General features: G+C 60.4%; 18 protein-coding genes and 1 pseudogene. 10 read left to right on the forward strand and 9 right to left on the reverse strand.

The features are described from left to right. Window positions 1–30: 30 nt before the first annotated feature. From bcsA to FHX09_RS29655, 8 genes and pseudogenes are all read left to right on the forward strand, one after another. On the forward strand, window positions 31–2,220 hold the full coding sequence (gene bcsA, locus FHX09_RS05865) for a UDP-forming cellulose synthase catalytic subunit (RefSeq protein ID WP_183719384.1): 2,190 nt from the start codon (window positions 31–33) through the stop codon (window positions 2,218–2,220). Next, window positions 2,220–4,715, forward strand: a complete 2,496-nt coding sequence (locus tag FHX09_RS05870) for a cellulose biosynthesis cyclic di-GMP-binding regulatory protein BcsB (protein ID WP_184449459.1) — start codon at window positions 2,220–2,222, stop codon at window positions 4,713–4,715. The genes bcsA and FHX09_RS05870 overlap by 1 nt, the downstream gene beginning before the upstream one ends. Continuing rightward, the gene (locus tag FHX09_RS05875) at window positions 4,712–5,761 is read left to right on the forward strand and encodes a glycosyl hydrolase family 8 (protein WP_184449461.1); all 1,050 of its coding nucleotides are present in this window, start codon (window positions 4,712–4,714) and stop codon (window positions 5,759–5,761) included. The genes FHX09_RS05870 and FHX09_RS05875 overlap by 4 nt, the downstream gene beginning before the upstream one ends. Further along, on the forward strand, window positions 5,758–8,058 hold the full coding sequence (locus FHX09_RS05880) for a cellulose synthase (RefSeq protein ID WP_184449463.1): 2,301 nt from the start codon (window positions 5,758–5,760) through the stop codon (window positions 8,056–8,058). The genes FHX09_RS05875 and FHX09_RS05880 overlap by 4 nt, the downstream gene beginning before the upstream one ends. Window positions 8,059–8,259: 201 nt before the next feature. Next, window positions 8,260–8,574, forward strand: coding sequence for a hypothetical protein (locus FHX09_RS05885; protein WP_184449465.1), 315 nt, complete (start codon window positions 8,260–8,262; stop codon window positions 8,572–8,574). Window positions 8,575–9,359: 785 nt separating this feature from the next. Beyond that, the gene (locus FHX09_RS05890) at window positions 9,360–9,632 is read left to right on the forward strand and encodes an antitoxin (protein WP_184449467.1); all 273 of its coding nucleotides are present in this window, start codon (window positions 9,360–9,362) and stop codon (window positions 9,630–9,632) included. Further along, complete coding sequence (locus tag FHX09_RS05895) at window positions 9,629–10,033, forward strand: type II toxin-antitoxin system VapC family toxin (RefSeq protein WP_184449469.1); 405 nt, start codon at window positions 9,629–9,631, stop codon at window positions 10,031–10,033. The genes FHX09_RS05890 and FHX09_RS05895 overlap by 4 nt, the downstream gene beginning before the upstream one ends. Window positions 10,034–10,220: 187 nt before the next feature. Beyond that, a pseudogene (locus tag FHX09_RS29655) lies at window positions 10,221–10,443 on the forward strand (recombinase family protein); the annotation flags it as partial. A 276-nt stretch (window positions 10,444–10,719) separates the two neighbouring features. Here the strand turns inward: FHX09_RS29655 and FHX09_RS05900 are convergent. The 9 genes from FHX09_RS05900 to FHX09_RS05940 all read right to left on the reverse strand — a co-directional run bounded on the left by FHX09_RS05900 (window position 10,720) and on the right by FHX09_RS05940 (window position 20,057). Continuing rightward, window positions 10,720–11,604 (reverse strand): intradiol ring-cleavage dioxygenase, encoded by an 885-nt coding sequence (locus FHX09_RS05900; RefSeq protein WP_184449471.1) that lies wholly within the window; start codon window positions 11,602–11,604, stop codon window positions 10,720–10,722. A 7-nt stretch (window positions 11,605–11,611) separates the two neighbouring features. Continuing rightward, the gene (locus tag FHX09_RS05905) at window positions 11,612–13,366 is read right to left on the reverse strand and encodes an FAD-dependent monooxygenase (RefSeq protein ID WP_184449473.1); all 1,755 of its coding nucleotides are present in this window, start codon (window positions 13,364–13,366) and stop codon (window positions 11,612–11,614) included. Beyond that, a complete protein-coding gene (locus tag FHX09_RS05910; RefSeq protein WP_184449475.1) occupies window positions 13,359–14,447 on the reverse strand; it encodes a branched-chain amino acid ABC transporter permease in 1,089 nt (362 codons plus the stop codon). The genes FHX09_RS05905 and FHX09_RS05910 overlap by 8 nt, the downstream gene beginning before the upstream one ends. A gap of 6 nt (window positions 14,448–14,453) precedes the next feature. Next, window positions 14,454–15,317: a branched-chain amino acid ABC transporter permease gene (locus FHX09_RS05915; RefSeq protein ID WP_132589037.1), complete on the reverse strand. Its 864-nt coding sequence runs from the start codon at window positions 15,315–15,317 to the stop codon at window positions 14,454–14,456. Further along, window positions 15,304–16,023, reverse strand: coding sequence for an ABC transporter ATP-binding protein (locus FHX09_RS05920; protein ID WP_132589036.1), 720 nt, complete (start codon window positions 16,021–16,023; stop codon window positions 15,304–15,306). The genes FHX09_RS05915 and FHX09_RS05920 overlap by 14 nt, the downstream gene beginning before the upstream one ends. Further along, complete coding sequence (locus FHX09_RS05925) at window positions 16,023–16,742, reverse strand: ABC transporter ATP-binding protein (protein ID WP_132589035.1); 720 nt, start codon at window positions 16,740–16,742, stop codon at window positions 16,023–16,025. Before FHX09_RS05925 ends, FHX09_RS05920 begins: the two co-directional genes overlap by 1 nt. Window positions 16,743–16,807: 65 nt before the next feature. Beyond that, on the reverse strand, window positions 16,808–18,091 hold the full coding sequence (locus FHX09_RS05930) for an ABC transporter substrate-binding protein (RefSeq protein ID WP_132589034.1): 1,284 nt from the start codon (window positions 18,089–18,091) through the stop codon (window positions 16,808–16,810). A 32-nt stretch (window positions 18,092–18,123) separates the two neighbouring features. Then, on the reverse strand, window positions 18,124–19,185 hold the full coding sequence (locus FHX09_RS05935) for a maleylacetate reductase (protein WP_184449477.1): 1,062 nt from the start codon (window positions 19,183–19,185) through the stop codon (window positions 18,124–18,126). Continuing rightward, complete coding sequence (locus FHX09_RS05940; RefSeq protein ID WP_184449479.1) at window positions 19,182–20,057, reverse strand: dioxygenase; 876 nt, start codon at window positions 20,055–20,057, stop codon at window positions 19,182–19,184. Before FHX09_RS05940 ends, FHX09_RS05935 begins: the two co-directional genes overlap by 4 nt. A gap of 96 nt (window positions 20,058–20,153) precedes the next feature. Between FHX09_RS05940 and FHX09_RS05945 the strand changes: the two genes are divergently transcribed. Then, a complete protein-coding gene (locus FHX09_RS05945; protein ID WP_132589031.1) occupies window positions 20,154–21,104 on the forward strand; it encodes a LysR family transcriptional regulator in 951 nt (316 codons plus the stop codon). Between the two features lie 278 nt (window positions 21,105–21,382). After that, window positions 21,383–21,868 carry an adenosine-specific kinase gene (locus FHX09_RS05950; RefSeq protein WP_132589030.1) on the forward strand — a complete coding sequence of 162 codons (486 nt, stop codon included), beginning with the start codon at window positions 21,383–21,385 and terminating at the stop codon, window positions 21,866–21,868. The last annotated feature ends 113 nt before the right edge of the window (window positions 21,869–21,981 follow it).

Raw genomic sequence — 21,981 nt, forward strand, 5'->3', positions numbered from 1 at the left:
CACCCGGTCTGCATTGTCAAAGGGATGTTGATGCATAAAGCCCGAAGCATCGTTACGTGGGCCATCGTTTCTCTGTGTGTGATCGCGCTGATCACACTGCCAGTGAACCTTCAGACCCAGCTGATTGCGAGCATTGTCGTTGTCGCTGGAATGGCGATCATCAAGGGGCTGAAGGCCGAAGGCACCTGGAGGCTGATTGCGCTTGCTTTCGGCACCTCCATTGTTCTTCGCTATGTCTACTGGCGCACGACCAGCACGCTGCCGCCGATCAATCAGCCAGAAAACTTCATCCCCGGCCTGCTGCTCTATCTCGCGGAAATGTACAGCGTGGCAATGCTGGCGCTCAGCCTGTTCATCGTCGCCACGCCCTTACCTTCGCGCCCTTCGCGCGCGAGCAAGGAAGAACGCTTTCCCCATGTCGACGTGTTCGTTCCCTCCTACAATGAGGACTCGCACCTCCTGGCCAACACGCTGGCCGCCGCAAAGGCCATGGATTATCCCGCTGAAAGGCTGCATGTCTGGCTGCTGGACGATGGCGGCACGTTGCAGAAGCGCAATTCCAACAAGCTTCTCGAAGCCCAGGCAGCAGTGGCGCGCCACAACGAGCTCAAGAAGCTCTGCGAGGATCTCGACGTACGCTACCTAACGCGCGACCGAAACGAGCATGCCAAGGCTGGCAACCTCAACGCCGCAATGAAGCATTCGCGCGGCGAGCTGATCGCCGTATTCGATGCCGACCACGCACCGGCCCGCGACTTCCTGCTCGAAACCGTCGGCTACTTCGACGACGATCCGAAGCTGTTCCTTGTCCAGACACCGCATTTCTTCATCAACCCGGATCCCCTGGAACGAAATCTTCGAACCTTCGAGAGAATGCCGAGCGAGAACGAGATGTTTTACGGCATCATCCAGCGCGGTCTCGACAAATGGAACGCAGCGTTCTTCTGCGGCTCGGCCGCCGTCCTTAGCCGAAGAGCGCTGGAATCCCAGGGTGGCTTCAGCGGCATCAGCATCACCGAGGACTGCGAAACTGCCCTTGCGCTTCACGGCAACGGATGGAACAGCATCTATGTGGACAAGCCCCTGATCGCCGGGCTGCAGCCAGCGACCTTTGCAAGCTTCATCGGCCAGCGCAGCCGATGGGCACAGGGAATGATGCAAATCTTGCGCTTCCGCTTCCCCTTGCTGAAGCGGGGGCTGACACTGCCGCAACGCCTTTGCTACATGTCGTCGACGCTCTTTTGGCTCTTCCCGTTTCCCCGCACGATCTTTCTGTTCGCACCGCTTTTCTACCTCTTCTTCGATCTGGAGATCTTCACCGCATCGGGCGGCGAGTTCCTTGCCTATACGCTGGCATACATGCTCGTGAACCTGATGATGCAGAACTACCTCTATGGGTCTTTTCGCTGGCCGTGGATATCGGAACTCTACGAGTATGTTCAGACGGTTCACCTGCTCCCGGCAGTGGTCTCGGTCATGCTCAATCCGCAAAAGCCAACGTTCAAGGTTACGGCGAAGGACGAGTCGATCGCGCTCAGCCGTCTTTCGGAAATCAGCCGACCGTTCTTCGTCATCTTTGCCGTACTGCTGATTGCTCTGGCAGTGACCATCTATCGTATCTATGCCGAGCCCTATAAGGCCGACGTGACCTTGGTTGTCGGCGGCTGGAACATGATCAACCTGATCATGGCCGGCTGCGCCCTAGGCGTCGTTTCCGAACGTGGCGAGCGGGCCGCGTCTCGGCGCGTGCGCGTGAACCGCCGCTGCGAATTCGGGGTCAACGGCAAGTGGCACACGGCATCCGTCGAGGATGTCTCAGTACACGGCGCACGGCTGCATGTGTTCAATAAGCAGCTGGATCCGATGGTAATTGGCGCCGAAGGCGAGATACGCTTCCAGCCTCACAGCGGCGCAAGCATCGAAACGCTGCCGCTTATCGTCCGCAATATCCAGCCTTCTGGCGAGATTTTGGCCGTTGGCTGCCAATATAGTCCGAAGAGCGCCCTCGATCACCGCCTGATCGCCGACCTGATGTTTGCGAATTCCGATCAGTGGACGCAGTTCCAGCAGGCGCGTCGCCACAACCCAGGCCTTATTCGCGGGACGATCTGGTTTCTCGGTCTATCGCTCTACCAGACAAGCCGCGGTCTCGTGTACCTTTTCCGCAGCATGCGGCCCGAACGCGAGCGGCAGCATCAGGTCGCGAAGGCAGGCAACTGATGAAGAAGATCACATCGATCTTTGCGTTTTTCCTCGCCGCTTGCGCGGTTGCCTATGCGCAAACGGCGCCTTTCGACATGTCGGGTGAGCGTGAGCAGGGCAGTACGCCGATGGTGCCGAGACTGACATTGCCGGCCACGCCAGCGCCGGCAGCGACACCGATGGCCCCCGCGACGCCTGCCGCGCCCACCCCCCCTTTCTCCATGCCCCCCGCTTCACCGTCAGCCTCGGCAACGCCACCATCGCAACCGCAGACCCCGGCCGACGTTGCTCGACCGCAGCCTGCCCCACCAGTTGCTCCGGCACAGGCGCAACGCCCTGCGCAACCGGCCATCCGGCGAGCTAGTCAAAGCTCAGTCCTGAGGTATGTCATCCCTTTCGCGAAGTTGGGTCTCGATGGCGAGTATGATCGCAAGTCGTGGTCGATCTACATCACGCCAGAGCAGGCTGCCGCGCCAGCAAAGTTCAACTTCTCCTACCAAAATGCTGTCGTCGTTGCCCCGGAGGCGTCGCAACTGACGGTTCTTCTGAACAACCGGATCGTCGGCCAACAGCCGATCGCCTCATCAGACGCGCCATCGAATGTCTCCTTCGACGTGCCCGCGGGACTGCTGCAACCGGGCGCGAATCTTCTGACATTCGAAGCCACCCAACGCCACCGCACCGACTGCACCGTTCAATCGACCTATGAACTTTGGACGGACATTGACCCGGCAAAGACCTATCTGAGCTTTAGTGGGCAAGAGGCCGCGAGGTTTTCCAGTACAGACGCCATTCGCGCGATCGGCGTCGATGAAACCGGCAGAACGCAGTTCAATTTCGTCGTGCCGGCGCTCGAGCAGCCGGGCACGACAAAGCCTCTCTTACGCCTTGCCCAGGGCCTCGCGGTCCTAAGCGGCATGCCGAACCAGACCTTCTCATTCACGCCTGACACGTTGCCGCAAGCGGGTGCGGGTCGTATGACTGTCGTCGTTGGAACGCCGACCGAGCTTCAATCAGTCATTGCGACGCCGCCGGCCGCGCAAGCGGCGCCGCTGGCCTCGTTCGTGACGGATCCGAAGTCTGGGACACCCGTTCTTTTGATCAGCGGCCCGTCCTGGCCAGCAATCTCGTCTGCAATCGACACGATCGTTTCGACAACCGATCGCCCAGCGACGGCCGTTCGCGACACGCTGGTGACGGAGCGCTGGAGCGCCCCGGACGCGCCGCTCATTCTGTCGGCCGCGAACCTGACGTTTGCGCAGCTGGGCGTGGCGACGACGGAGTTTTCGGGACGACGCTTCCGTACCAGTTTCAATATCGCCGTGCCGTCCGATTTCTACGCGAACGCCTATGGCGAAGCCACTGTACTGCTCGACGCAGCCTTTACGCAGAACGTCCTGCCCGGCAGCCATATCGACATCTATGTCAACGGCAATATCGCTTCAACAGTGCCTATATCGTCAACGGGTGGAGGCATCTTCCGGCATTTGCCCATTCGCGTCACGATGCGGCATTTCAGGCCGGGCTTGAACACGCTGTCGCTCGAAGCCATCCTCATGACGAAGGAGGACGAGGTCTGCGTGCCCGGCACGACGGCCGGCGCAGCACCGCGCTTTGCGCTCTTCGACACCAGCGAGCTTCACATTCCCGACTTTGCCCGGATCGGGCAGCGGCCGAATCTGGCCGGCCTATCTGGAACCGGCTATCCCTATAATCGTGCGACGCAGCCAACGCCTCTCTTCATCGACCGGATCGATAGCTATACGCTGTCGGCGACTGCTACGCTGCTCGGACAAATGGCGATCGTTGCCGGCCGCCCGATCGACGTTGAGCCGGCTGCGACACCGGGCGCCATCGGCGAGCGAGACGCCATTTTCATTGGATCGATCTCGCAGATGCCGCCGGCAGTGCTGACGCAGCTGAACATAGCGACGAGCAGTCAGGCCTCTTGGCGTCCCCCCGCCGCGGCACAATCAAACCAGACCGAACGCGCCGTGACCTTTGATGATTGGCGCTCGAAAGTTGGCGGCGGAGTATGGCGCGGGCAGATCACGTCATTTCAGGAGTGGCTTCGCCGCAACTTCGACATTTCGCTGAGTTCGCTGCAGTTCGTGCCTGGATCGGAAGAGGCCTTCACGCCCTCGAACGACGACAGCTTCTTGATCGCTCAGGGCAAAAGCGCCGCCGGGGGATCGTCCTGGACCATCGTCACGGCTCCTTCCGCCAAGGACCTGCGCGAGGGCGCCGAGGCAGTTACCGCACAGGTCAACTGGCCGCAGGTCGCGGGTCATATCACCACCTATTCCAGCAAGACCGGCAAGGTCGAAAGCATCCCGGTCGGTCGCTTCGATTTCGTTGCCTCTCAGCCGTGGTCAATCTCAAATTATCGCCTGATCGCTGCGAACTGGTTGTCGACGAACATCTTGTCCTACGCCTTCCTTCTGGTCGTCCTTTCGCTTCTAATCGGTGTTGCCACGGCAGCCATGCTTTCCAGGCTGGGCAGGCGCGAATGAAGAGACTGTTGAAACTGATCTGCGCCGCAAGCTTCGCGGTCGCCGCCGCCTGCCAGTCCGCACAGGCGCAAGGTTCGGGGATCAACCCGCAGGCATGGGGCGCCTATAAGGCGAAGTTCTTGGATGCCAGCGGCCGCATCGTCGATGATGCAAACGGCAATATCAGCCACAGCGAGGGCCAAGGGTATGGTCTGCTGCTTGCCTACCTTGCCAACAGCCCCGCAGACTTCGAGCAGATATGGTACTTCACGCGCACTGAACTGTTGCTGCGCGACGATGGCCTGGCGGCCTGGAAATGGGATCCCGCCGTTACGCCGCATGTCACCGATATCAACAACGCGTCGGACGGCGATCTGTTGATTGCCTATGCGCTGGCCCTTGCTGGGTCTGCCTGGAACAGAAGTGACTATATCGAGTCCGCCGCGAAGATGGCCCAGGCGCTTCTTTCGCATGTCGTGGTCAGTTCAGGCGGACGCACGCTGCTTTTGCCTGGTGCCAGCGGTTTTGATTCCCCGGATCGGAAGGACGGCCCGATCATCAATCCATCCTATTGGGTCTACGAGGCGATCCCGATCATGGCGCTCCTGGCGCCGTCCAACGCCTGGCAGAAACTGTCGGATGACGGTCTGTCACTGTTGCGGTCGATGAAATTCGGACCACGAAAGCTGCCCGGCGATTGGGTGAGCCTCAATCGCATGCCGGAGCCCGCCAAGGGCTTCGATGCCGAGTTCGGATACAACAGCCTGCGCATACCGCTCTACCTCGTTCGCGCGGGAATTTCCGACAAGGCTCTGCTGTCAAGATTGCGCCAGGGAATGACCGCCGAGGACGGCACTTTGGCGACGATCAGCCTTGCGTCCGGTAAGCCAAAGACGCTGCTGTCGGACCCGGGTTATCGAATTGTTAACGATGTCGTGGCCTGTGTGACAGACGGAACGAAGCTGCCTGAGTCGTCGCGGCAGTTTGAGCCATCGCTCTACTATCCATCGACCCTTCATCTTCTTGGGTTGGCATTTGTCGGGGAGAAGCATCCGGAGTGTCTGTGAGATCCTCATCCGTTGCAATTGTTGTCGCGGTGGCGGTGGCCGGTCTGGTGACCGCCCTGAAGGATCGTGTGGCACTTCACGAGATGCTCGGCTTCGGCGGATCGGGTCATGCACCCGCGCCACAGTTCATGCTGATGGGGCGTGTCACGGGGCCAGAGATCAGCCCCAAGCCTCAGATCGACGTGCAGGCGATTGCCGATCGGCTGCAAGCCGCATCGACAGTCCCGCCGCTGCCTCAGGAGAGCGAGACGGCCGGTGACGAGGTCGAAGAACCCCTAACGGTCGCACAGGCACCGCAAGCGCAGCCTCCTGCTTCTCAGCCAGCCAAGCCGGCCCAGCCGAAAGTCGATGAGAGTGCATTGCGCTATTTCGCCAGACGTGGCGACAAGGCGCGACTGCAGGCCGAGATCGCGCGCCTCCAGGCCCTCTACCCGAACTGGGTGCCGCCCGCCGACCCTCTGGCCGTTCCGCAGAGCGGCGACAGGCAACTGGAACAGATGTGGCAGTTGTATTCGGAGGCACGCTACGCGGAGCTTCGCAAGGCCATTGCCGATCGGCAGGCCTCCGAACCGGGATGGCAGCCGCCACCCGACTTGCTTGACCGACTGGATGTCGCGGAAGCCCGTGCACGCCTCGTCAATGCGTCCGACCTGAAGCAATACTCAACTGTCGTCCAGATCGGCGCCAACACGCCGAGCCTTTTGACATGCAGCGACATCGATGTGCTCTGGCGGGTTGCCGAAGCCTTCGCGAGGACGGATCGCGCACCTCGCGCCCGGGATGCCTATGTCTATATTTTGAAGAATTGCACGAATCCGCAGGAGCGCCTGGCGACCATTCAAAAAGCGTCCGCTTTGCTGTCTTACGCAACGATGCAGGATCTCCTGGCGCTCGAACGCCCCGATGGCAACGGCGGTCGCGAGTTCGACAGCATCCGCAATGACCTTGCCCGTCGCTTTGTCGCAGCTGGCAACGACGACCCCGATCTTGCTGTGGCGCCGGCTTACCTTTCGATTGTTCAACGACTTGCCGACACCGAGGGCCTGGCATCCGACGCGCTTCTTCTCGGCTGGTACCAGCTTCGCCGGGGAAACTATGCGGATGCCGAAAAATGGTTCCGGGCAGCGCATAACAAGGAAGACACGGCAATTGCTTCCCAGGGGCTGGCGCTGGTATTGATCGCCGGGAAGAAGCCTCAGGAGGCTGAGGACGTCATGTACAAGTGGCGCGGTACCTCCAAGGACGCGACCGCGACCTATCTTGCAGCGACGGCAAACCTGATGGCCCTGCAGCCGCCGGCGAACCTTAGTGAAGAGGTGCTTTCGCGTATCGCCGCCGAGGTCATTGCGCAAAAATATGTGCCGACGGCGCAACAATTCGGCTGGTTCGCCCGCACTTTAAACCAACCGCAGACGGCGGCTCGCTGGTTCGAGACGGCGTTGCGCTGGAAACCGGATGACGAACCATCCGCCTACGGATTGGCCATCACGCGCGAGCAGTTGCACGACCGCGCGGGCGTGGCCGAGATCCAACGGCTATGGGCGGGCAAATCCGAGCGTATCGCGCAGTTAGGCGAGACCGCCAACCGGCAAGCCACACAACCTCCCCTGCCCGCTCCTGGGCAGACGGTGCCGCAAGGCGCAGTGGCCTCGCCCCCTGAAATCGTCAGGGCACCGACGGAACCCACTGAGAGCGTAAGCCCACCGGCCCGCGTCGAGGCCTCGCGCCAGCCTGCGATGCAAACGGTGACGGTTCGCCGCAGTGCAAGGCAGGTGCGCGGGTGCACGACCACGATCAATGCCCAATTGCTCGATCCGGAAACGGCGTTATCACGCGGCTGGTGCCTGATGGACCTCAATCGCCCGATGGAGGCGGTAAAGGCGTTCGAGGCAGCGCTGGCCAGTCCAAACCGCAAGACGCGCGAAGATGCAGCCTACGGCCAGAGCCTCGCCTATCTGCGCGCCGGCCTATCCAACAATGCCGCCGTTGCAGCCACAAGGGCGCCGCAGCCACAACAGCGCGCAACCGAACTGCAGGTCGCAATCTTGGCCGACAGGGCCTTGGCCGCCTTCGACGCCAAGCGTTATCGAGAGGCCTTGATATTCCTTGATCAGCGCGCGCAGCTCCAGCAGGAACCGATCGACTTGATGGTCCTTCGCGGATACGCCTACTTGAGCATGAAGATGTACGGCGACGCGGAGCGGATCTTCACGGCCGCCGCGGCGACCGGCAGCAAGGATGCAAACCGCGGCCTGGCCGATCTGAAGGCATCGACACATCCTGATAGCGTCTACTAACGATGGCCGGAAATCTCTGTAAGGCGCGGGCCGCAGCCGCGCCAGCGCGATGCAGCGTCCGACATCGGCCGCAACAGGCCTGGATGTAACCGGGGCAAGTTTCCGCGCAGAACAAATCCATGGTGATAGCGAGGGCGTGGTCTTGAGTGCTGCGGCTGGCTGGCAATAGACTGAGGTGATCTCGAATACGCGAGGGAACCCATGACAATTGACATCGACAAGCTGAGCGAAGCAGAATTGATCGATCTCAACAATCGAATCGTCGAACGGCTGCGATTTATTCACCAGATGCGCGCGCACAAGACGATGCTCAATTTCTCGATCGGGGACCGTGTGGCGTTTGAAGACCAGCTAGGTCAAACAATCGAGGGGACGCTGACTCGATACAACAAGAGATCTGTAACGGTTATCAGTGGCGACGGACGTCATTGGAATGTGTCGCCGGGCTTTCTACGCAAGACGAATGCCCCGACCGCGGCGAAGACATCTGCGACTATAGCCCTTGCCAAGCGATGAACCGATCTAACGTCGACCGGCCACGAGTTGGGGGAGTTGCCGTGGAGCCACGGCCGAGGCGATCGCCGAGATAACTGAGGAACGAGACGCCGAGCTTCATGCAGGTCTTCATCAGGCCAAGAACGTCGCGCGCGGCGGCCGCGTTCGCTCATCGTGCCGCCAGAGATCTTGCGCTTGGTAACGCAGGCGCGAATATCGTTTTCAGACGCATTGTCTGTGGAGCGGAAATGTCGGGGTAGTCAAGAACCCGCAACAGTTCCGACTTGCGGCGATGCAGTCGCCGGAGCAACTTGTCGAGGGGCTCATAGCGGTCACGAGAGTGAAGATCCGGTCGAAACGCCGCATGAGACCACGCGCCAGCTGAGGAGAAGGTTTGCTCTTCCAGCCCTTCAGAATTCGATAGAACCGCCGGATGAGATCGCGGGTCGCCTTGACTGCTCGTTCCTGCCGGCGTGTTACGGGCATCAACTTGTGCACCAGGCGCTCGGCATGTACCCAACATAGGGCACGGCTGCCGACACGGAACTAGCCAGCATCGCCGGAAACGATGATTGAACCTCTTCAACCACCTCGGCAACAAGCGACCGCAGTTCCGTGAGCGACAAGCTGTCCAAAGAATAAGAGGGCGAAGAGGCCATGCCTCATTGAGTCAGAAATTCGCTCTCGTGGGAATCCTGCCCGCCTACCGATCGGGGCTAGGTCCATGCAACAAAGACCAAGCGCCCTCGCCTTGAATCGGCGGGCCAAAGCATATACATTATGGCATATACAAAGGAGGCGGCCATATGCCTGTTCCATTACCCTCATCAAGACCCAAAGAAGCAAAGCTGTTCCGTAACAATCGTAGCCAGGCCGTGCGTATCCCTGCGGAGTTCGAGTTGCCAGGAGATCGCGTAGTGATCCGCCGCGAAGGGAATAAGCTCATCATCGAGCCTGTAACCAGGCCGACCAATATCGTCGAGCTTATTGCCAAATGGCAGAACGAGGCTCCGCTTGGGCCTGAAGACCACTTCCCTGATATTGAGGATATGCCTGCCAAGCCGGAGAACATTTTTTGAACGGGTATTTGCTCGATACCAACATCATCAGCGACATCATACGCAATCCCTTCGGACCGGCTGCGCGCCAGGTCGAAGAGATCGACCCCAAAGAGATTTGCACAAGCATCGTCGTCGCGGCTGAATTGCGGTACGGCTGCGCAAAGAAAGGATCAGCCAAGTTACTGGCCAGGGTCGAAAGCGTGCTCGAGACGGTTCCGGTTTTGCCGCTGGATATTCCGACCGACATCAAGTACGGCGGCATCCGTGCGGAATTGGAATCGGCGGGACAGACCATTGGCCTCAACGATCTATTGATCGCCGCGCATGCCTGTGCGCTAGACTTGACACTCGTGACGGACAATACGCGCGAGTTCCAGCGTATTCGCGGCCTCAACCTTGAAAACTGGCTTGAGAGATAGCGGGGAGCATCGACGGCATCCAGGCCGGATTTCAAAACGCCTACATTGACTACGCCCCCTCCAGCACGGGGATGCTGGAGGGCGCCGAGGGTCACATATCGCGATTTTTCGATTTTATCGACACGTTTTCCGGAAATGTCGCTCGCAACGACATGTGGTGTCTGCCCGACAAGCGAGCAAGACTGGCATGAGACAGGCACGCGGCCGGCTTATAGGCTATGCACGCGTCTCAACGGACGAGTAAGCAACGGAGGCCCAGGAGATTGAGCTGCGCTCCACCGTTGCGACGCCATCGTGCAAGAACATGGTTCCGGCGCATCGCTTGTGCGCCCTGCTCTGGCGAAGCTCCTGCGTGAAAAGCCGGAGACACGCTTGTCGTCGTACGGCTCGATCGTCTGGCGCGCTCGGTCATCCTCACGAGAACCGGTGCCAGGAACGAGAGCAGTCTGAAAAACTGGGGGCTTAAGCTGCGTGAGCTGCTGGGCTTCAAGCGCTGCAGTGGCGGTCGCGCGAAAGCTTGCGGTCAACCCGCGCCGAGTGTCACCTGCTGCGATGAAGATACGGATGGTCCCATTCGCACGCCCGTTCCCACCCTCTGCGCAGCCTATAAAGTCGGCGCGGAAATTAATCGTTGCAGGGCGCGTATCAACACTGCCGCGGCCGTGCAGGGATTCTCGTCTGAAGCCTCAGCGCTTCCTGCGGGCAAGGACGAAGTCGTGCCTTACATCCCAGAAATCGCCCGCAAACTGATATTGTCGCGACCGTCCGGGATCGCTCGTGCGGCGGAATTCCGCAAGCAGGCTTTCCTTCACCCCGAAAACCGCATCGGAACCGATATAGGGATCATCGGGATCGAAGATGTGGGTTGTCAGAGTTTCGAAACCGTCGGCCTTGATGATGTAATGGAGATGGGCCGGCCGGTAGGGATGGCGGCCAAGGGCCTTCAGCAATTGTCCAACCGGACCGTCATCCGGGATCGGATAATATTTCGGCTTCACGGCCCGGAACCAATAGCGCCCATCAGGACCAGTCCGAAACACGCCCCGCAAATTGAAATCCGGTTGAATGCCCTTCTGCTGGACGTCGTAAAAACCCTCATCATTCGCCTGCCAGATATCGATCAGTGCATCGGCAATAGGCTCGCCATCGGTGTCGAGTATCCGTCCTTCGATGAACATATCCTCGCCCTTCTGATCCAGGCAGATGTTTGCACCCATTGGCAGCTCCGGCGCGTCGGCAACATGAAACGGCCCAAGCACGGTGCTTTCCGAGGCCCCCGAGGGTTTGCGGTTGTTGATCGCATCGACCAGCATCGACACGCCAAGGACATCGGAAAGGAGAATGAACTCCTGCCGCCACTCATTGCAGATTTGGCCCGTGTGCGTCAGGAAGAAGATAGCCTGCATCCACTCATCCTGTGTGGGCTCGATCTCCTTTACCGCTTCGTGGAGCTTTCGGGTGATGACTTCCATCACCTGCTTCAGGCGTTCGTCCTTGGCGTTCCTGTTGCGGCCAGTCACCACCGCGACCGAATCTTCTTCCGTGAAGAAGCCCCTTTCATGTGCTTGCATGATGCTCTCACTTATCAAGAATGGATGTCAGGACCCGGCGCAGTTCGGCTTCCGGATTGGAGACCATTGAATCTGCGCGCCAGGCAACGTGATGGTCCGGCCGCACAAGAACGGCTCCGGAATCCCGAACCTCGCGCGCGTTGGCCCAGTCGCCAACCAGATCCTGCCATTCCTGGCGCGGTCCGATCGTGTGCGTGGTGATCCGGATGTTGAACTCCCTTGCTAGCGCCTTGGCCGCCGCCACCCAACCGGCGCCGCCGATGCCGGTCAGGACAGTGAAGACGCCGTGGCCGGTGAGATCGAGGGTCGAGACCTTGTCGCCGCTGTGATTGAAGAGCCAAGCGTGCGGCAGGCGCGCGCCGGGCCACGTTGTCGCGTGGTAGTGAAGTTCCGGATCCTTTGCGAAGGCTGGCTCCGGCTGAGCGTCGTTGATGATCGCATCCGATCTGTAGCGCTGGTTCATTTCGACGCCATGGGCATCGAACTCATAGACCTTGTAGGCGATCGCATCCCGGATCGCTCTGCGCTGCCTTTCGGCCTCCGGCGTATCGTTGCAGCGGGCGTCCATGTTTTCTTGCATCTTGACCGGATCAACAGAATCCAGAAGGCCTAGCGCCTTGAAGATCGGACCGAACTCTTCGATCGACTTGTTCGCGCGTGTAACGATCTGCTTCGCAATTGGCGCGCGCTCCGCATTGTAGCTGTCGAGCAGGCCTTGTCCGGCCTGACCTTTCAGCACCATGGACAGCTTCCAGGCGAGGTTGAAGGCATCCTGGATCGAGGTGTTTGAACCCAGTCCGTTCGACGGCGGATGACGATGCGTTGCATCGCCCATACAGAAGACACGGCCGTTGGACATCTGTGTCGCATACATGTTGTTCACGGTCCAGGTCGATACCGATTTGATCTTTGGCTGGAGCTCCTGGTCGCCGACGAGATCCCGCACCACCTTGATGGCGAAATCCTCGGTCACGTCGGGTGCTGGCTGGTTGATGTCGTAGCCCCAGACGATCAGCCATTCGTGCCAGGGCCGGACCATGCGCACCAGCCCCATGCCGATGCCGCCGACATCGGCACCGGGCTGCAACACCCAATAGAGCACCGAGGGACGGTGGGCGACATGCCGCGACAGATCGGCCTCGAACAGGATGTTCATCGAGCCGCCGACACCCATCTTGCCCTCGAATGGCAGTTGTGCCTGTTCGGCTACCCGCGAATTGCCACCATCGGCGCCAATCAGGAACTTGGAGCGGACGCTAAATTCCTTGCCTGTCAATCGATCGAGGCAGATGGTCGTGACGCCATCGGCATCCTGCTCGTGGCTGATATACGCGCATGACATCCGCGCCTGTGTGCCGCGCGAACAGGCCGTCTTGAAAAGCAGCGGCTCCATGAAGGTCTGCGGCAGGTCGTTCATCAGGCTCGGCGAGGAGAGTTGATGCTCGGCGCGAGACAGCGGATGCTTGCCCCAACTTTTCATGCGGCCGATTTCTTCGCCCGTCAAAGAGGTGCAGAACACATTCTCACCCATCAGGTCCTGCTCGGCGGCAAACATGTAGGCTTCGTCCTCGATATCGCGGCCGAGATCGCGCAACACCTCCATCGTGCGCTGGTTGGTGATGTGTGCTCGCGGCGTGTTGGCAAGCCACCGGTAGCGATTAATCATCATGTTCTCGACGCCGTAGGTCGACAGCAGCGCAGCAGACGCCGAACCCGCGGGGCCGGTTCCGATGATGAGTACATCCGTTGTGATATCAGCCATTTGGCCCTCCCATTTGCTTGTGTTCGAGGGGTCCACCTTTGAGAATTCGGCGAACCGGAAAAAGCTGGATGCCGGTGCGGTCGGAAAACAGGCCCCAAAGCCCGCGCGGCGCAAACAGCATCGTGACGATGGCGACCAGGCCGAGTATCAAAAGATACCAGGAGCCATAGCCGGCAAGCAGGTTCTGCAGCACAAAGAAGACGATGACGCCGATGATCGGCCCTTCGACCGTGCCGATGCCGCCGATGACGACGATGAAGATCACGTAGGCCGTCCAGTCGATCACCGAGAAGGCAGCATCCGGCGAGATACGCTGCTTCTGGACGTAGATCAGCGCGCCACAGCAGCCTGTCAGAAATGCCGCGGTCAGGTAGACCATGGTCTTCATGCGCCGGGCATCAACGCCGACGGCGCGTGCCGCCTGCTCGTTGTCACGGACCGCGGCAAGACCCAGCCCGTTGCGCGATCGCAGCAACCAGTAGATGGCCCCGATCGTGATCAGAGCGAGTACCAGAGCGAGCCAATAGGTCAGCGCGTCACCCGCCTCCGCCGATTTCATCCGAAACAAGGATTTCAACAGGTCGATGCCGATCATGTCGCGGGTCGCGTCACGCGGCAATGATGTACCGGTACCGCCGCCGAGTGCTTTCCACTGGGCAAAGAGCAAGCGGCCGACCTCGGCGATCACCCATGTGCCAATGGCGAAATAAGGACCGTAGAGGCGAAAAGTGAAGAACGCCGTCGGCACGGCGACGATCGCCGCAAAGACGCCGGCGACCAGAACGGCCGCGACAGGATCGAGCCCCAACAGGCTGACGAGAGCAAACATGGCATAAGCCCCGCAACCGACGAAAAGCTGCTGGCCGACCGAAATCAGGCCAGCATATCCGGCAAGCAGATTCCAGCATTGTGCCAACACCAGCATGGTGAGGATGAAGAACAGGTCCTGGACTGCGCCGCGCGACACCAGAAGCGGCGCCAGGAATGCGAGGATCACGACGATCGCAACCATGAGGGCGAATGCCGCGGATGCGCCTGTACGAGTCTCGACTTTGAAGGTTGGTGAGAGCAACTGTTCCATGACGTTTCAATCCACTGCGCGCGGAAAGAGGCCGCGCGGCTTGAACAGGAGGACGAGAAGGAACGCGAGATGCCCGGCTAGAATCTGCCATTCCGGATTGATGGCCGCCCCGATCGTCTGCGCGACACCAAGTATGATTCCGCCGGCCAGCGTTCCCCAAAGCGAGCCCAGCCCGCCAATGATGACGGCTTCGAAGGCGTAGATCAGCCGGGCCGGGCCCGACGTGGGATCAAAATTGGCACGTGTTCCGAGGAAGAGCGCCGCGATCGTCACGACCACCATGGCAAGGCCTGTTGCCATAGCGAAAATGCGTTGCGGCCGGATGCCCATCAGGCCCGCCGTGGTGACATCGTCGGATGTGGCACGAAACGCGCGGCCGATCGAGGTGCGATAGATCAACTGGTTCAGCGTAACGATGGCGAGGATCGCTGAGCCAAAGGTCAGCATCGGCATGACACCGACATTGATCGGTCCGAGCGAAACGGAGGCGGTCTCGAGCGCACCTGCCGATATCCGACGGCTGTCGGCCGTAAAGCCTTCCAGCAAACCGTTCTGGATGACGATCGAAAGACCGAACGTGACGAGCAGCGGCGGCAGGATATCCTTTCCGAGCGTGCGGTTGAGCAAGTGGTATTGAAGGACCCAACCGGCTGCGAACATCAGAGGCGCCGCGATGAACGCCGCAACGAAAGGATGGAGCCCCAGCCATGAAACAAGCAACAGGATCACAAAGGCGGCGAAGACGATCAGGTCGCCATGCGCAAGGTTGACCAGCCGCATGATGCCGAAGACCAGGCTCAGCCCCGCGGCAAAAAGCGCATAGAGCCCGCCAAGCAGGATGCCCTGCGTTATCGTATCAAGCCAGTTCATGACCATCTGCTCCGAAATAGGCCTTGTGAATGGCATCGCGGTCGAGATCGCATGGCTTTCCGGCAAGCGTGATGCGGCCCTCCATCATGCAATAGATCCGATTGGAGACCTTGAGTGCCTGAGCGATGTCCTGCTCAACGATGATGATCGCCGCGCCGGTTTCGCGGATGCGCGGGAAAGCGGCGTAGATATCGCGCACCACGACCGGCGCCAGTCCGAGGCTGATCTCATCGCAAAGCAGCACGTCCGGGTTCGACATCAACGCCCGGCCGATCGCCACCATCTGCTGCTGCCCGCCCGAAAGTGCCGTGGCAGAGTTTCGCCGACGCTCCTTAAGGACGGGAAACAGCGCATAGATGCTCTCGAGCGTCCAGCTACCCGTGGCCTTGCGACCGTAGGAACCGATCAGCAGGTTCTCCTCGACGCTCAACGATGGAAACAACCGCCGGCCCTCCGGCACCATGGCAATTCCGCGCGACATCACATCGGGGGCGTCCAGCGCGCCGATCGCCTCTCCCCGATAGCTGATGGAACCGGGCTCGTTTTTGAGGACACCCGACAGCGACCGCATCAGCGTCGTCTTGCCGGCTCCATTCGCGCCGATGATCGCCAGCGTCTCGCCCTCTTCGAGCCTGATATCGATGCCAAACAGCGCCTGGAAGTCACCGTAGGAAGCCGTCAGTGCATGGGTTTCGAGAAGCGGCATCACACATCGATCCCCAGGTAGATTTCGCGGACCTGCTTCGAGTTCATGATCTCGTCGGGCTTACCGATGCCGATCACGCGACCGAAGTGCAGGACGAGCAGACGTCCGACCACGGCGTTTAACGCATGCAGGACATGCTCGATCCAGATCACCGTAATGCCCTTGCCGTGGAGGCCGCGGATAGTCGCTACCAGCGCCCGGCATTCGCCTTCCGTCAGCCCACCGGCAATCTCGTCGAGCAGCAGGAGCTTCGGATCGGTTGCCATCGCACGCGCCAGTTCCAACCGCTTGCGCTGCAGCAGCGTGAGGCTGCCGGCCATTGCATTGGCTTTGTCAATCAGTCCTGTATCGATCAGGATTTCTGCACAGCGATCGGCGACCTCCCCTTCCCGCTTCCGCGCGCCAAACGATCCGGCCACAAGCAGGTTCTCAAACACGGTGAGTTGATCAAAGGGCTGCGGAATCTGGAATGTCCGGCCCATTCCGGCCAAGCACCGCGCCATCGGCGGGGTATTGGTCACGTCGGAGCCTATGAAATGGATCGCGCCGCTCTCTGGCGAGATGTTGCCAGTGATCAGATTGAACAGGGTCGACTTGCCGGCGCCGTTGGGGCCGATGATGCCGAGCGCCTCGCCGTCGTCCACGGCAAAGGAAATCTGTTGGGCGACGGTCAACGCGCCGAACTTCTTCGAGACACCTTCCAGTTCCAATATTGGCATAAATCCTCTCCCACTTAGGGAGCCGCCTCCACGGCTCCCTGCTCTTCCGACAAGAGCTGACGCGCTCAGGCGATCGGCTCCATTTTCCCGCCGGTCGGTATGTTGGGTGCCGTGGCATTCTCGACGATAACGAGATCATACCCCTTGCCGCCCTGTTTCAGCCGCCATTGGCCGCCGACAAGCGGCGTCTTGGCAACGTTCTTCTGCGCAAAGGGCGGCAGTTTCTCGTTGCCCCAGGCGATCGGGCCAACGAGCGTGTCGAGCCTTGTTTCGCCGATGACCTTGGCAACAGCCTCGCCGTCACTTGGATCGTCAGCACGTTTCATGACATCCACGGCCAGCTCGAACAGCGCATGCGCGAACCCGATCGGCTGTGTCCAGGGCCGGTCCGTTGCCTTGGTGAAGGCCTCAGCAACCTGCGCGGCAGTCTCACCCGTCAGCGACGATTTGAAGGGGTGGCTTGGCGTCCACCAGACTTCGGTTGAAAGATTGTGGCCGGCATCGCCGAGCGATTCCACCGTTTGCGGGAACAGCAGCGCCTTGCCGACCGAGGCAACCTTTGGTTTGAAGCCTTGCTGCTTTGCCTGGTTCCAGAAGGTCGTAAGATCCGGTGGGATAACGACACCGGTGACGATTTCGGCGTTCACCTGCTTGAAGGCGTTGATCTGCGCGGAGAAGTCATCCGAAAGGTTCTGGAAGCGGCCAGGATCGGTCAGCGTATAGCCGAGCTTCTCGAGTGCAGGCGGGAAACCGACAACCTTGTCTCCCCAAGCATTGCCATCCCCGTCGTTGGGGAACAGCCCGCCGACCTTCTTGTTGGTCTCGACCTGGCCCCACATGCCGGTAAAGACGGCAATGATGTCCTCGAGCCCCCAAAAGAAATGATAGGCGAAATTGAATGGTTTCCAGGAGTTCGGGTCGCCGGGATTTGCCTGTTGGCCGATGAACCATGGCTGCCACGGCGCAACCGTCGAAATGCAGGGCATTTCTTCGGCTTCGCAGGTCGTCGACACCGGGTTGGTGGTTTCCGGTGTCGAGGAAACGAGGACCAGGTTTACCTCATCGGTCACGATCAGTTCCTTGGTGACCTCTGCGGCACGATTGGGATTGGACTGGCTGTCCTTGACGACAACCTCATAGTCGAGGCCCATCTTCCTGGTCGTCGCAAGAAAGTTCTCGATGACGAACTTGTCGGCCTCGCCGAAGGCGGCAAGCGGTCCGGTTTGCGGACTGACATAGCCGAGCTTGATCGAGCTTTTCTGTGCCAGCGCCGGCAAAGCCAGCCCGGATGCGGCAGCAAGCACGCCGGTGGCTGCCGTCTGTTTCAGGAATTCGCGTCTGGTTGTCATCTCATTTTCCTCCCATTCCCCTTGTGTGACGACTAATTCTCCGGCCGGCGGCCCTCCCAGGCCTGTTGCAGCAATGCGCGGATCGATTGCCGATCGATCGATCGCGGGTTCCAATAGGGGTTCTCGACCGCGATCCGGCTTGCCTTGTCGAGGTCGGCTTCCGTGAGGCCTAGATCACGCAGCGAAAGTGGCGCACCGATCGACTTCGCGAAGTCCCAAAGCCCCCCGCCGATCGAACCTTTGAAAATCTCTGCCACAGGCTGAAGAAGCTCGGGCACCGCCATCCCATTGAAGGCGGCCGTGTGCGGCAGCATGATCGCATGCGTTTCGGCATGCGGCGTGTCGAAGGTGCCGCCGAGCGTGTGGCAAATCTTGTGGTGCAACGCCATGCCGACCGTGCCCAGGACTGTGCCGCAGAGCCAGGCACCATAAAGACCGCCTGCCCGCGCATTTAGGTCGCCAGGCGTCGCCAGGATTTGCGGAAGTGCCGACCGGAAGGCACGCAAGCCTTCGACGGCCATGAGGGTCGAGATCGGATTGCGGTCCTCAGCGTAAAGCGCTTCGACGGCATGGGCCATGGCGTTCAGGCCCGAGGTCACAGACAAGCCAACCGGAAGGCCCGTTGTCAGCGTCGCATCGTAGATCACCACCTCGGGAAGGATTTTCGCACCCTTCACTGTCGTCTTGCGACCGCCCTCGGTCTGACCAAGGATCGGCGTGACCTCCGAGCCTGCATAGGTCGTCGGAATGACGATCTGCGGCAGGTCCGTGCGATAAGCGATGGCCTTGCCAAGACCCGTCGTCGAGCCGCCGCCGAGCGACACGACGCAATCGGCTCGGCTTTCCCCAACCACCTTCATTGCCGTCTCGGTGACGTCGACAGGCGTGTGCATGACGGCGCCGCTGAATACGCCGACAGCCAGCGGCCCGATCTTCGCAGCCAGTGCCTCGGCGTCACTCTTCTGGTGTGGCGTGGAAAGAACCAAGGCTCTCCGGCAACCGATCTTCGCGATCCAGTTTGCCGCCTCTTGGCTAGCCCCTTCGCCGAAGACGATATGGGCCGGGCTGCCGGCATAGTGGAACGACAGGCTCATCGTGCTTTCTCCGGTCTTGCCCGCACCATCACGAACGTGAAATCCACCTGCCGCATTTGCGAGACATCTCCGCTCACGGGGCGAAAGTCGCGGACCAATTCGGGTTTGACGCCAAACAGCGCGTCCTCGTGGAGATGCGGATCGTTTCGATCATAGACATGCGTGGTGATCGTCTCGAAACCGACCGCGCGGACCACAAAATGCAGATGCGCCGGCCGATGCAAAGGATAGCCCGCCGCTGCCAGCAAATGCCCGACAGGGCCATCGTCGGGCACGCTGTATCCCTTCGGCATGACCGTGCGGTAGTCAACGCTTCCGTCGGCGTCGGCGCGAAAAAGACCACGCAGGTTGTGCTCGGGCTGCAGGTCCGGCTGCTGGTTCTCATAAAAGCCCTGAGCATTGGCCTGCCAGGTGATGAGCTCGGCCGACGGGATCGGGCGTCCGTCCAGGTCGACGATCCGGGCCGAGACGCAAAGCGGCTCTCCCACTCCATCAAGCGAAATCGAACTGCCCTGCGCGCGCTCCGGCACATCGCTGCGAAAGAATGGCCCGCGAATGGTGTTCGGCGTTGCGCCTTTCGGGCGCCGCGAATTGATCTCTTCCACGAGGGCCGACGCGCCAATCAGGTCGGAGAGCAACACCCACTCCTGACGGCGTTCATCGGAGGCATGGCCGACTTCCGTCAAAAACGCGATCACCCTGCGCCAATCATCCTGGGTGGGCCGGAATTCCTTGATCAGCTCATGCGCGTGCTTGGCGACCGCCGCCATCAGGCGGGGCAACTGGCCGCCCTTGCCAGAGGGCATACGCTCAGCAAACACGTCCGAGGAAGTGGCCTCACTGAAAATAAGCGCATCGGCTGCCGGCGGCATGCGTCTCTCCCAAAACCGCATCGTTGGTAATGGCAAGCTAGCAGGCCTGTCGCAGTCGATTGATGATTTGATTCAGCTTTAATATAACAGATCGTTATGAAGATAGATGAACGACACCTGATCCAGCTCGCCGCTGTGGTCAAGACCGGCGGAGTGACCGAGGGAGCGGCCCTCCTTGGTCTCGCACAGCCCGCTGTCTCGCGCACCCTGTCGATGCTTGAAATGCGTCTCGGCGAGCCATTGTTCATCAAAGGACGCAGACCGCTTCAACCCACGTCGCTTGGCCTGTCATTGGCTGAGCAAGGGCTGGTCATGCTGGCAGCATCCCGCAAGGCGTCGGACCTCGTGGAAAGCTTCCGCGTCGGCAAGAGCGGCGTCGTGCGCGTCGGAGGCACGCCCTTCTTCATGGATGCACTGATCGCAGGGTTGTGCGCCGAGTTTCAGAGTACACATCCTGATGTTCGGATCGATCAAAGCTACGGCTACTTCCCGGATCTTCGCGCCGCCTTGAAGGCCGACCAGATCGACCTTGCGATCTGCCCGATCGACATTCTGGATGAGGGTTCCGGCTTGGAGTTCCAACAGATCCTTCCGGGACGCAACGTGATTGCCTGCAGGGTCACGCATCCACTGCTGCTCAAGCGTCGGCCGCAACCAAGCCAGCTTCTCGACTATCCCTGGGTAGCACCTCCGCCGGGCAGCCCGCTGCTCGCCGATCTTCGCGCCCTGTTGCTCTCCTTCGGCGCAACGGAAATCAAGATCCGTTATTCCGGCGGCTCGCTGATGAGTGTCATCAACTATCTCAAGGCGGCGGATGCTCTCACGGTGATACCCCATAGCGTGGTTTTCGCCTTGCGGAAGGAGAAATCGATCACCGCATTGCCGCTGACCATCCCGCATCCGGAACGGGCTCTGGCAATACTCACGCGCGCCGATTCCGCCCGATCTCCGGCAGTCGATCAGTTCGCGCAGCATATCCGCTCCGGTTTCGAAAGCCTGAGGCACCTGATCAAGAGGCACGAGGAAGCGGTGGTTTGGGGGCGGTAGCAGGTACCGCTACCGCCAGGCGGCGCGCCAACTGTCAGGCGTTCTCAGCAACTCAGATCACCATTGCGGGAGCGGCTTCCAGTATGTTGCTCCAGTGCTGGTTTTTTCGACGAGAGCATCTTTTTGGTGTCGCTCCAATTGCTGCCAGGCAGCACGATGCGCAAGTCCGGCTGGGCCCTGCACTTGGTAACCTCAGCGACATGCGTTAGCAGGCCGCTTGAAATCGCGGTTCGTCCGCCTACCTACCACTGCGTTACCTACCTTGAAGGAGCGCAGCCATGGAACTTGCCGTGGTGCCCATCGTCAAGCCGGACGCCTCCAACTTCATTTTTGGCCAGTCGCATTTCATCAAGACTGTGGAAGATCTCCACGAGGCGCTGGTGGGCGCGGTTCCTGGCATTCGCTTCGGGCTGGCCTTCTGCGAGGCCTCTGGTAAGCGGCTGGTGCGTTGGTCGGGTAATGACGAAGCAGTGATCGCACTCGCACGCGACAACGCATTGGCGATTGGCGCTGGCCACACTTTCCTGATCTTCCTGGGGGACGGATTCTTTCCCGTCAACGTGCTGGCTGCGGTACGTGCGGTGCCAGAGGTCTGCCGCATTTTCTGCGCGACGGCCAACCCGACCCAGGTGATCGTCGCACAAACGGAGCTTGGCCGCGGCGTGCTCGGTGTGGTGGACGGCGCCTCACCGCTGGGTGTCGAAACCGACGCCGATATTGCGTGGCGGAAAGAGCTGCTGCGTCAGATCGGCTACAAGCTGTAGTGGCTGGATGAAGCCGAAGTCGACAGGCCAGCCTGGACAATATCGTCAAGCTCATGATCCAGACGTCCGGATTCACGAAGCGCCCGCGATGACCCCGCGCTACGGCGCGTTGC

Origin of the sequence: Rhizobium sp. BK538, from assembly GCF_014197575.1 — a bacterium.
GTDB lineage: Bacteria > Pseudomonadota > Alphaproteobacteria > Rhizobiales > Rhizobiaceae > Rhizobium.

Bases quoted from the DNA above. Each gene is read 5' to 3' on its own strand.
- bcsA (WP_183719384.1), top strand. From the start codon at position 31: ATGCATAAAGCCCGAAGCATCGTTACGTGGGCCATCGTTTCTCTGTGT.
- FHX09_RS05870 (WP_184449459.1), top strand. From the start codon at position 2,220: ATGAAGAAGATCACATCGATCTTTGCGTTTTTCCTCGCCGCTTGCGCG.
- FHX09_RS05875 (WP_184449461.1), top strand. From the start codon at position 4,712: ATGAAGAGACTGTTGAAACTGATCTGCGCCGCAAGCTTCGCGGTCGCC.
- FHX09_RS05885 (WP_184449465.1), top strand. From the start codon at position 8,260: ATGACAATTGACATCGACAAGCTGAGCGAAGCAGAATTGATCGATCTC.
- FHX09_RS05890 (WP_184449467.1), top strand. From the start codon at position 9,360: ATGCCTGTTCCATTACCCTCATCAAGACCCAAAGAAGCAAAGCTGTTC.
- FHX09_RS05900 (WP_184449471.1), bottom strand. From the start codon at position 11,604: ATGCAAGCACATGAAAGGGGCTTCTTCACGGAAGAAGATTCGGTCGCG.
- FHX09_RS05905 (WP_184449473.1), bottom strand. From the start codon at position 13,366: ATGGCTGATATCACAACGGATGTACTCATCATCGGAACCGGCCCCGCG.
- FHX09_RS05910 (WP_184449475.1), bottom strand. From the start codon at position 14,447: ATGGAACAGTTGCTCTCACCAACCTTCAAAGTCGAGACTCGTACAGGC.
- FHX09_RS05915 (WP_132589037.1), bottom strand. From the start codon at position 15,317: ATGAACTGGCTTGATACGATAACGCAGGGCATCCTGCTTGGCGGGCTC.
- FHX09_RS05920 (WP_132589036.1), bottom strand. From the start codon at position 16,023: ATGCCGCTTCTCGAAACCCATGCACTGACGGCTTCCTACGGTGACTTC.
- FHX09_RS05925 (WP_132589035.1), bottom strand. From the start codon at position 16,742: ATGCCAATATTGGAACTGGAAGGTGTCTCGAAGAAGTTCGGCGCGTTG.
- FHX09_RS05930 (WP_132589034.1), bottom strand. From the start codon at position 18,091: ATGACAACCAGACGCGAATTCCTGAAACAGACGGCAGCCACCGGCGTG.
- FHX09_RS05935 (WP_184449477.1), bottom strand. From the start codon at position 19,185: ATGAGCCTGTCGTTCCACTATGCCGGCAGCCCGGCCCATATCGTCTTC.
- FHX09_RS05940 (WP_184449479.1), bottom strand. From the start codon at position 20,057: ATGCCGCCGGCAGCCGATGCGCTTATTTTCAGTGAGGCCACTTCCTCG.
- FHX09_RS05945 (WP_132589031.1), top strand. From the start codon at position 20,154: ATGAAGATAGATGAACGACACCTGATCCAGCTCGCCGCTGTGGTCAAG.
- FHX09_RS05950 (WP_132589030.1), top strand. From the start codon at position 21,383: ATGGAACTTGCCGTGGTGCCCATCGTCAAGCCGGACGCCTCCAACTTC.